This is a genomic window from Vibrio sp. Vb1574 (genome assembly GCF_033338675.1).
In genome coordinates this window covers 1-11,148 of the sequence record NZ_JAWOTC010000065.1, presented here as the reverse complement: position 1 = coordinate 11,148, position 11,148 = coordinate 1, and the positions used below count along the sequence as shown (strand labels likewise).

The 11,148-nt window shown below is 43.1% G+C and carries 7 protein-coding genes and 1 tRNA gene; 5 read left to right on the top strand and 3 right to left on the bottom strand.

Annotated features, from left to right (window positions below; all coding sequences use genetic code 11):
• Positions 1-67: transfer RNA gene (locus R7O12_RS23010), tRNA-Tyr, on the bottom strand.
• 292 nt (positions 68-359) lie between these two features.
• On the opposite strand from R7O12_RS23010, the gene R7O12_RS23005 reads away from it, so the two are divergent.
• Positions 360-1,454 (top strand): efflux RND transporter periplasmic adaptor subunit, encoded by a 1,095-nt coding sequence (locus R7O12_RS23005; RefSeq protein WP_054576346.1) that lies wholly within the window; start codon positions 360-362, stop codon positions 1,452-1,454.
• Positions 1,454-4,567, top strand: a complete 3,114-nt coding sequence (gene vmeF, locus R7O12_RS23000) for a multidrug efflux RND transporter permease subunit VmeF (RefSeq protein ID WP_318126424.1) — start codon at positions 1,454-1,456, stop codon at positions 4,565-4,567. Before R7O12_RS23005 ends, vmeF begins: the two co-directional genes overlap by 1 nt.
• Positions 4,568-4,647: 80 nt before the next feature.
• On the opposite strand, the gene R7O12_RS22995 is transcribed toward vmeF, so the two are convergent.
• On the bottom strand, positions 4,648-5,223 hold the full coding sequence (locus R7O12_RS22995; RefSeq protein WP_053307492.1) for a porin family protein: 576 nt from the start codon (positions 5,221-5,223) through the stop codon (positions 4,648-4,650).
• 214 nt (positions 5,224-5,437) lie between these two features.
• Between R7O12_RS22995 and R7O12_RS22990 the strand changes: the two genes are divergently transcribed.
• Positions 5,438-5,755 carry a DUF1244 domain-containing protein gene (locus R7O12_RS22990; RefSeq protein WP_005378586.1) on the top strand — a complete coding sequence of 106 codons (318 nt, stop codon included), beginning with the start codon at positions 5,438-5,440 and terminating at the stop codon, positions 5,753-5,755.
• Between the two features lie 61 nt (positions 5,756-5,816).
• Here R7O12_RS22990 and R7O12_RS22985 read toward each other — a convergent pair whose 3' ends face one another.
• Entirely contained in the window at positions 5,817-6,911 is a 1,095-nt protein-coding gene (locus R7O12_RS22985) for a PLP-dependent cysteine synthase family protein (RefSeq protein WP_005389952.1), read from the bottom strand.
• Between the two features lie 138 nt (positions 6,912-7,049).
• Between R7O12_RS22985 and R7O12_RS22980 the strand changes: the two genes are divergently transcribed.
• Together R7O12_RS22980 and R7O12_RS22975 are read left to right on the top strand one after the other, a co-directional pair.
• Positions 7,050-7,514 (top strand): Lrp/AsnC family transcriptional regulator, encoded by a 465-nt coding sequence (locus R7O12_RS22980; protein WP_017820003.1) that lies wholly within the window; start codon positions 7,050-7,052, stop codon positions 7,512-7,514.
• A 456-nt stretch (positions 7,515-7,970) separates the two neighbouring features.
• Complete coding sequence (locus tag R7O12_RS22975) at positions 7,971-11,012, top strand: cadherin repeat domain-containing protein (protein ID WP_318126422.1); 3,042 nt, start codon at positions 7,971-7,973, stop codon at positions 11,010-11,012.
• Positions 11,013-11,148: the final 136 nt, after the last annotated feature.

The following is an 11,148-nucleotide window of genomic DNA, read 5'->3' as shown; positions in this document are numbered from 1 at the left end:
GGACGGATTCGAACCATCGAAGGCAGTGCCGGCAGATTTACAGTCTGCTCCCTTTGGCCACTCGGGAACCCCTCCAGAGGATTTTTATACTTAGTAAGATGTTTTCCCAACTCATCTCCCAAGTGCGGAGCGAATCATAGCAAACTCGCTCAGGCTGTAAAGCGTTTTTCTTACGTTTTTACGTTGAATGCTGTCTTTTTGGGCAAAGATGGTAGAAAGTCAGCGTTTTGTTTGTCCTTTGAACAGAAGAGAAGCGCACTTTTTACTTGAATTTACACTACTTGACGTTAAACACCGTATCTACTGATAAACTGTAAGCAGTTTAATGACATAAGTTTATTCGTTTAGAAGTCAATATCATGAGCATGAAAGCCACGTTATCGTTATCTGTTTTAACGCTTTCTATATTACTGAGTTCTCCATCGGTTTGCGCTGCGATGCGAGGAGGCTCAGCGGTTACTGTTGTGACTGAACAAGTAGAAACGCACGAGATCAATCAATCCTTAACTCTTATCGGCAAATTAAAGGCAGCGGAGTCTGTGGTTGTCGCATCGGAAGTCGCCGGCAAAGTGAATCAAATCGCTGTTAAAGCGAATCAAAATGTCCAGCAAGACCAGTTATTAATTAAGTTAGATGACGATAAGGCTCAAGCCGCTTTGATTGAGGCAAAGGCGTATCTAAAAGATGAACAGCGTAAGTTAAAAGAGTTCCAACGTTTGGTTAAGCGGAATGCGATTACTCAAACTGAAATCGATGCACAAAAAGCCAGTGTTGAAATAGCACAAGCGAGGCTAGATGCTGCTCAAGCCAATTTAGCTGATCTCCATATTACTGCTCCATTTTCTGGCACTGTTGGTTTTATCGATTTTAGCCGCGGCAAAATGGTCAGTGCGGGTACTGAACTTTTGACGTTGGATGATCTTTCCGTCATGGAACTGGATTTACAAGTACCGGAGCGCTATTTATCGATGCTTTCTATTAGTATGGAAGTCATCGCTAAAACCAGTGCATGGGGTAGCCAGATCTTTACTGGTCAAGTCACAGGTATTGATACGCGTATCAGCGCCGAAACACTGAATCTTCGCGTGCGTATTGAGTTTGATAACCCAGAAAATCAATTGAAGCCGGGCATGTTGATGAACGCTTCACTAGCATTTCCTGCTATTAAGGCGCCAATCATTCCTGTTCAAGCACTTGAATACTCCGGAACTAAACGTTTTGTATATGTAATTGATGAAAATAACAAAGCTACTCGTCAAGAAGTGTCGCTAGGTGCTCGTGTTGGCAACGAGGTGGTGATCGAATCTGGTGTTGAGATTGGTGACAAGATTGTGGTTCAAGGCATTGTTAACATGCGTGATGGTGTCGAAGTGAAAGAAATTGTCGCGCCACTAAAAGCGAACACCACGGATGTGACACGCAATGACAGTGAATCGGATGAGGAAGAAAACTAATGTTACTGTCCGACGTTTCAGTTAAACGCCCTGTCGCGGCGTTAGTTCTGAGCATGCTGTTGTGTGTGTTTGGCTTTGTGTCATTCACCAAATTAGCCGTTCGTGAAATGCCTGATATAGAAAGCCCAGTCGTTTCTATCAGTACGCGTTATGAGGGTGCATCTGCGACTATTATTGAAAGCCAAATTACCTCCGTTTTGGAAGACCAGCTTTCTGGGAACAGTGGAGTTGATGAAATTAGCTCCACTACTCGTAACAGCATGTCGCGTATCACGATCACGTTTGAGTTAGGTTACGATCTCAACACAGGTGTGAGCGACGTGCGTGATGCCGTGGCTCGTGCTCAGCGCTCGCTACCTGATGAAGCGGATGACCCTATTGTTTATAAGAACAATGGCTCGGGAGAGGCATCGCTCTACATCAATCTCAGTTCTGCAGAGATGGACCGTACTCAATTAACGGATTATGCCGAACGTGTATTGATGGACCGCTTTAGCCTGATCTCTGGGGTTAGCTCCATTGATCTCTCCGGTGGTTTGTACAAGGTCATGTACGTGAAGCTTAAGCCAGAACTAATGGCTGGACGTTCAGTTACAGCTTCGGACATTACATCAGCTTTACGAAGTGAGAACCTAGAAAGCCCAGGTGGTGAAGTTCGCAACGACTCAACAGTAATGTCCGTGCGTACGGCTCGTACTTATAACACGCCTGAAGATTTTCAATATCTTGTCATTAAACGCGCAAGCGACAATACACCTATCTATTTAAAAGATGTAGCAGATGTCTTCATTGGTGCAGAAAACGAAAATTCAACCTTCAAAAGTGATGGTGTAGTAAACATCAGTCTTGGTGTGGTATCGCAGTCAGACGCAAACCCGTTAGAGGTTGCTAAGCTGGTTCGTTCTGAAGTCGATAACATCCAGAAGTTCTTACCAGAAGGTACACGCCTTGCGATAGATTACGACGCGACAGTATTTATCGAGCGTTCAATCGAAGAGGTGTACAGCACGCTATTTATCACGGGCGGCTTGGTGATTTTGGTGTTGTACATTTTCATCGGCCAAGCTCGTGCAACCTTAATTCCTGCGGTTACGGTTCCTGTTTCTCTGATTTCTTCGTTCATTGCCGCGTACTACTTTGGGTTTTCTATCAACTTGATCACCTTGATGGCGTTGATATTATCGATTGGTTTGGTGGTGGATGACGCAATTGTGGTTGTAGAGAATATCTTCCACCATATTGAACGCGGTGAATCGCCATTACTCGCCGCATATAAAGGCACAAGAGAGGTTGGTTTTGCTGTTATAGCAACAACATTAGTGTTGGTGATGGTGTTCTTACCGATCTCCTTTATGGATGGCATGGTAGGTCTACTATTTACAGAGTTTTCTGTATTGCTGGCTATGTCGGTCATATTCTCCTCTTTGATTGCCCTGACGCTGACTCCTGTATTAGGTAGTCAGATTTTGAAAGCGAATGTAAAACCAAATCGATTCAATGAAGCGGTTGATCGCTTGTTTAGCAAGCTTGAGAGTGGTTATCGCGCATTATTGAAAGGCGCATTGAAAGTACGTTGGGCTGCTCCGCTGGTGATTCTAGCTTGTTTGGGCGGTAGCTATTTCTTGATGAATCAGGTACCGGCCCAGCTGACCCCACAAGAAGATCGCGGTGTTATATTCGCGTTTGTGCGCGGTGCAGATGCTACGTCATACAATCGTATGTCAGCCAATATGGATATTGTCGAAGACCGATTGATGCCATTACTAGGGCAAGGTTATCTGAAGTCATTCAGTATCCAAACGCCAGCGTTTGGTGGCCAGGCAGGAGACCAGACAGGCTTTGTGATCATGATTCTAGAAGATTGGAACGAACGTGATATCACGGCTCAGCAAGCCCTTAACAAAGTACGGAAAGAATTGGCAGGTATCCCAGATGTTCGAGTGTTCCCATTTATGCCAGGTTTCCAAGGTGGTTCGAGTGAGCCAGTTCAGTTCGTATTAGGCGGCTCTGATTACGATGAGCTCGTTGTTTGGGCTGAAATGCTAAAGAACAAAGCAGAAGAATCACCAATGATGGAAGGAGCAGAGATAGATTACTCGGAAAAAACGCCCGAGTTATTGGTTACAGTTGACCGACAGCGTGCCGCAGAGCTAGGAGTCAGTGTTCAAGACATTTCTGACACCCTAGAAATCATGCTCGGTGGTAAAAGCGAAACGACTTATGTTGAGCGTGGCGAAGAGTACGATGTGTATCTTCGCGGTGATGAAAATAGCTTTAATAATGCTGCAGATTTAAGTCAGATTTATCTGCGCACGAATAGCGGTCAGCTAGTGACGTTAGATGCGGTCACAAAAATTGAAGAAGTGGCGGCCTCTATTCGTCTTTCTCACTACAACAAACAGAAGTCCATCACTATTACTGCCAACCTGTCGGAAGGTTATACATTAGGAGATGCGCTGGATTACCTAGACCAGGAAGCCATCGACAACTTACCGGGTGACATTTCGGTGAGTTATTCGGGGGAGTCGAAAGACTTTAAAGAGAACCAAGCGAGTGTTGCTGTTGTGTTTGCATTGGCACTGCTAGTGGCGTATCTCGTGTTGGCGGCTCAGTTTGAAAGCTTCGTAAACCCGTTAGTGGTCATGTTTACGGTGCCGATGGGTGTATTTGGTGGCTTCCTTGGTTTAGTTATTATGGGCCAAGGTATGAACATTTATAGCCAGATCGGCATGATCATGTTGATTGGTATGGTGACGAAAAACGGTATTTTGATCGTAGAATTTGCCAATCAGCTACGTGATCGTGGCGTTGGGTTTGAAAAAGCGATCATTGATGCAGCTGCGCGACGTCTACGTCCAATCTTGATGACTGCGTTTACCACACTTGCTGGCGCAATTCCGTTGATCGTATCGACAGGGGCGGGTTATGAGAGCCGTATTGCCGTGGGTACGGTAATCTTTTTCGGGATGGGGTTTGCGACATTGGTGACCTTGTTTGTTATCCCGGCAATGTACCGATTGATTTCGGCGAAAACACAAGCACCAGGTCATGTAGAAGCAGAGTTAAACAAAGCAATTAGCCATGATACGAAGGGCCGTATAGCGCACCCTTAAATCAAACGTTAAAACATAAAAGCCGAGGTAATAACCTCGGCTTCTCTTTATCGGTTTAAAGTTAGCTCGGAAGCGTTCGATTAGAAGCGTTTCCCTAGGCTGATTTGTACACCTTCGTAGCTGTCGTAAAAATCTTCAAAACCCATATCCGCGACATTATAAATGTACTCTGCGCGTAACCAGATATCTTTGCTCATATCCCAATGGACACCAGCACCGATGTTGAATAGCGCGCCTGAATCATCTGTGACTTTTTGTTCGTTTGGAACATACATTTCAGCTTGAGTGCCAAGCGCAGTTACGCGACCAAACAGTGACAGCGGCGTATCGCCTAAGTTATCACTTGTTACAACAGCAGACATACCTGCTTGGTAATAGTGAAGATCTAAGTCAGTTTTTAGAGCATCGTTCTTAAGTTCATTTTGTGAATAGCGCAGAACCCCTTCAAACGCGAGGTATTGGTTTATATGGTAACCCCAGCCAACTGTGATATGTGGTGTTGACCACTCATTGTCTCTATCCGAGCCGAAATACGGTGTATCAAAACCAACGTTACCAGTACCCAGATAAAAATAAGATTGATGAGCTTGTTCTTGAGCAGCTAAAGTTGGCACGCTAATGGTCAAGGCAGACAATAATAGAATGGCGTTTTTCATAACTAGACGATAACCTTGGTAAAAGACCGTTGTAATGATTTGTTTAAATGTTAATTTAATCAATAGGATGGATGGTAATTATCATATCAGCTTTTATCAAAGGTAGTGATTTTAGAATGGGAATTGTTGCGCTAAAGCATACTTCTTACTCATGACTACCGACTAACTAGATATGGTGACGAAAGCTAGCTAAATAAGAGAGAAGGAAAGGAAAGTGGCTGAATTCAAATACAAAAACTTGACTCAAGAAGAACAAGATAAGTTAGACGCGGCGACATTTCGCCGTTTATTGGCGCATTTAGATGCTAACAAAGACGTACAAAACATCGACCTGATGATCCTTGCGGGCTTCTGTCGCAACTGCTTTAGCAAATGGTATAAATCTGAGGCTGAAAATCTCGGTTTGGATTTAGATATTGATGACGCTCGCGAACGTGTTTACGGCATGACTTACGATGAATGGAAACAAAATCATCAACCAGCGGCAACGCCAGAACAATTGGCTGCGTTTGAAGCGCGCCAGAAAAAGTAAAACCCAGCGATAAAAACAGCCCACATGAAGTTGGGCTGTTTTTTAAAGTCCAGTTTGCACGTTAAGCGTTAGTTGAGCCGCAACAAGCTGGCTCAACGCAACCTTTTGCTTGAATGACTTCGAGTTGAGCTAAGTAAGGTTGAATATCGCCGATGTTCTCTTTTACCCATGTTAAGTCATAATACGTATCTAGGTAACGCTCTCCAGAATCACATAGAAGCGTCACGATAGAACCCTTCTCACCGCGTTGTTTCATCTCACAAGCCAATTGCAGCACACCGTAAAGATTGGTGCCTGTTGATGCGCCGACTTTACGCCCAATCAGCTGAGATACCCAATGGGCGGTTGCCACACTGGCTGCGTCTGGAATTTTGCGCATTTCATCAATGACACCAGCAATAAAACTTGGTTCGACACGTGGTCGCCCGATACCTTCAATTTTGCTGCCAGTATCGCCTTTCAATGAGTGATTTCCTGACTGGAAAGCATCGTAAAACACTGAGTTTTCAGGGTCTACCACGCAAAGCTTAGTGTCGTATTTTTGGTAACGAATAAAACGGCCAATGGTTGCTGATGTGCCGCCTGTTCCAGGACTCATCACTACCCAGCTAGGAATCGGGTGATCTTCTAACTCCATTTGGCTAAAGATAGAGTTCGCGATGTTGTTGTTACCGCGCCAGTCAGTAGCGCGTTCAGCATAAGTAAACTGGTCCATGTAGTGACCATTTAGTTCTTGAGCCAAGCGTCGAGACTCGTCATAAATCTGATCTGATCGTTCAACAAGGTGCGCTTTACCACCGTAAAATTCAATTTGTTCGATCTTTTTACGTGCAGTGGTTTTCGGCATGACGGCAATGAACGGTAAGCCAAGTAAACGCGCAAAATACGCTTCCGAAACGGCAGTGCTGCCTGAGGACGCCTCGATTACAGTGGTTTCAGGACCAATCCATCCATTACAAATAGCATAAAGAAACAATGAGCGCGCCAATCGATGCTTAAGAGAGCCTGTTGGATGCGTGCTCTCATCTTTTAGGTAGATATCGATACCATCAAGAGAAGGCAGTTCAAGTTTAAATAAATGAGTATCAGCAGAACGTTGAAAGTCTGCTTCAATTTTACGCACTGCATTGTTGATCCAGTTGTGGTCAGTACACATGGCGTCTCTCCTTGGAAATCGATAGATAAGCATTAGATGGGAATAATTTACCTATAATACGAGAGAAAAACTTTGCTATAGTTGCCGATAATGACTATTTTGATAGAAAAGTTTTCTACACTTCGTGGGTTTTATAGGATGAGTTTGGATCGGGTCGATAAACAGCTGCTTGCGTTGTTACAAACCGACAGCACCTTGTCATTAAATGAGTTAGCAGAGCAGGTAAATCTGACAACGACGCCATGTTGGAAGCGTTTGAAAAGGTTGGAAGAAGAGGGCTACATCGAAAAACGCGTGGCGTTGTTAAGTACAGAAAAGCTCGAGCTATCTTTCATTGCATTTGTTCAGTTAAAAACGATTGATCATTCCGAAGGTTGGTATCACCATTTTGTTACAACTGTGAGTGACTTTCCTGAGGTAATGGAGTTTTATCGTATGGCTGGCGAGTATGACTACATGATGAAAGTACTAGTCAAAGATATGAAGTGTTTTGACGAATTCTATAAGCGGTTAGTTAATAGCGTAAAAGGGCTATCTAATGTGACTTCAACATTTGCTATGGAGTCCATTAAATACACAACAGAGTTACCAATCCTAAAATAACTCGCCCTATAAGAATTCTATCTAATGTTAATTCTACCTTTTAGTATTTTAAATGTTAAAAGGTAGTTTGATTATGCTTTTAAAACTATTTCCTACCAGATTTTTATAAATATAAACGATATTTATTCTCTCTTCTATTTTTCATTAACCATTTGTTTTTGCAGTCCATTAATCCTATACATCATAACGAAAGAAAAAATAACGCAATTTTTTCTCTTTCTTTTTCATGTTTTATTTTATTGAATATTAATTTTTACTAAATTAATGGAAGAGTTTGATTTAAACGTTTGCTTTTTGTGTTTTCATGTAATTTGGTCGCTATTTTTGATTATTTGTTTTTAGGATTAATACAGTAGCAATTACTTAAGTAATAAAGTACTCAAAAATGGGGATAGTGATTAATAAAACATCGTATTATTATCGCCCCATCTTGTATGTAACAAAGTATTACTAAAAATGAACAGAAATTACTATTTGCTTTTTCTCGCAGCTTTACTCGCTGGCTGTGGCGGTGGGGGAGACTCTAAGCCGAACAATACGAAGACACCAACTACGATAACAAAGCAGAACCGTCCGCAATTAAAAGTGGAAGACACGGTGTTGAAGTTTGAAGGAGTGGGAACGGTTACTGAAGCAAAACTGAGCAATGTACATGGGTCGGTATCTTACCAAGTCATTGATTCTAATCCACCAAATGTCGTGAAAATTAATGACTCAGGAATACTACAAATTCTGCGCCCAGGAACGGCGACTATTCTTGCTACAGATAGTAGCTCTGCTTATGAATCTTCTGAAGCAAGATTTTCTGTCACTGTAGAGCGAGGCATCAATACTGAACTTTCAGTGAGTGATCTGAATTTCAATGCGATTGAGTCAGAAGGAAAAGCGTTGATCGTCCGTGGCCAAAAAGGCGAACTGAGTTATGAGGTAGAAAGTGGTCATAACTTGATTCGTGTTGATGAGAACGGTTCGGTATATTCATTAGGTTCAGTTGGTCAGGCATCGGTGCTGATTACTGATTCAGGTAACGACTTTTACTTGCCGAAACAAGTTCGCGCTACGGTTAAGCTGCATGCAGTAGCTCCGGGGCAATTACAGTTCGCTTTGCTTGAAGACGAGTATCGAGAAGGGTTGACGTTAGAACCAGTGCGTCTAGATAAAGCTCAAACGCAACGTATTTCTTACAAAATTATAAATAGCGTACCAGACAGCAAGGTGGCCGAGTTGCTAGACCCTGAAACGGGTTTACTTCTTGTTCATAATGTTGGTCGATTAACGGTTGAAGCGACTGCAACTTACAGCGACGCGTTTCTGGATAAACAGCAAACAGCGCAATTTTTTGTGGATGTAAAACAAGGCAAGCGTCAAGAAATCAGGGCAGCGGATATCGTCACAACTTATGAGGAAGGTGGACGAATTTTCCCTAAGGTGACGAACGCCTACGGTGACTATGAGCTGAGAATCATTCGTGGTGAAGACGTTGTCGCTAAAACTGAAAATGGTGAAGCATTACTGATCAAAGGTGTTGGTGCTGCTGAAGTGGAAATTTACGAGCATGACATGCGTAATTATCCTGCAAGCAAAACTCGCTTTGATCTTGAAGTTAATCGCGCGCCTCATCCCGTTATAAAAGACATTGAAATGCCGCTTACCTATCAACCAAATCTTTCAATCTCTCTGGCGTTTAAAGGGCAAAAAGGTAACGTAAATCTAGTTAGCAGCTTACCTAATGGCTTACGAATGACTGACGGCAAGTTGGAGGTAGTGACTGCGGGTGAGTACGACCTTAAGTTTGAAGACGATGGTGGGGAGTTCTACCAACCTATTCAATTTAATGTCGTCATTAAAGTTGCAAAGGCTGAAGGCCAACCCATGGCAACGCACGATTATGACGTTGTATACAGCAACAAATACAGTTTTGATCTTCACCGTGATTTTGGTTTGAGTGCTGACGAGCAAATTGAGATTGTAGATAACACCGCACCAGATGTTGTCGGTGGTTTTAGTGAAGGACGTCTCCATGTGTATAAAGCGGGTAAAGCGACGCTAACTGTGCGCAGAAAAGAGAGCGCGAATTATACCGTTGGTCCTGATCAAAAAGTCTACGTGACAATTTTGAGTGCGCCGAGCCGAATTGAAGTTCAATCCGATGTGGAAGAGATTTGGAAGGTTGGCCAAACATTTGTTGCGCCGAAAATCTCTGGTACGGTTGGGGAAGTTACGTACCGATTTGCAGACAACGCAGCAACAGATGTGGTTTCCTTAAACAGCCAAACGGGTGCCATGCAAATTCTTAACGCGGGTAGCACAAAAATTATTGTTTCGGATGCGGGGGACGACAAAGTGGATCCGGGTGAAAGTAGTTTCTCGGTCACGATTAAACAAGGCACAAACCCTGTATCGGTTACTTACCCAACGGTAGAATTCTCCGCTGGTAGTGTTATCTCACCAGTGATGAGTGGTGGGACTGCGAAGGCAAGTTACCGTCTTATTAACCAAAAAGACCCTGTGGTCGAGCTAGTTTCTCCTGATACAGGGCGTTTGAAAATCCTGCATGCAGGCACGTACCAATTAGAGGTTACTCTTACTGGGCGCAACTACAAAGCTAAAACAATCGTCGTAAATGGCACTATTAACAAAGCGAATCACCCTGGTTTAAGTGCTTATACAATGAAGGTGGAATTTGAACCATTTAAAAAGGTTAAGCTAGACTTTGGTACACCAATAGGAAACCGCAGCTATCAAATATCCAGCTCAACAATTAAAGGAGTCGCTTCATTAGATGTTGATAAGGAAGAGCTGACGTTACTTGACCTCCCACCAGTAAAAAGACGTTGGATTTCTCTCGACGTTTCGGAAGGAGAATCTCGAGATTACAAAGCGTTGGAAAGTAAGAAAGTCCAGCTGTATCTAAGCTTTGCAGATGAAGGTGTTGCGGATCAATATACATTGCTTGAAACTGAACAAACAGTATTGTTTAGCACGCTAAATGCACGTGAGTTTTCTAACTTAGAAGAAAGTGAGTTTGGTTTGATGAACGTTCGTTCAGTGCGTGAGCCAACGGACGAAGAATTGAAATTATACGGCAAAGGTAAGATTGCACTACTTGCATTCAAGCCGGTGGGTAACGATGACCAAACTCTAATAAAAGGAGCGTGGGTACACTTAGCTCGATTTGATGGATGTACATCAGAGCTGTTCGAAGATGATCTCAAGCCTTTTGAAGCAATTGACTATGATGACCCAGGGTACTGCACCAGCGGCAGCACGATTCGTATGACTCGGTTCTTAATAATTGATGACTCGAAGATGGAAAAGGTAGAGTATGAGTTAGTAGCACCTGTGATTACTTACCGTCGTGGGGTGCGTGAATTTTTAGCAACGAATAAAGGTGGATTCTATGCCGACCCAAATGTCATTTACGGGAAAGGCGAATATGGTTACCCGAAATCACTTTATGAATGGTCGGTTGTTAACATGAAGTATCAACCAAATTAATCATCGTTTGATACCCATTAAAAAAGGAGTGCGGAACAGCACTCCTTTTTTCGTCTAGCGTGTGCCGTCCTAAATAAGGTTGACACTTTCCACCCCAAAATTGGAGAGTGTTATGAAATCAACAACTAAAAGAACT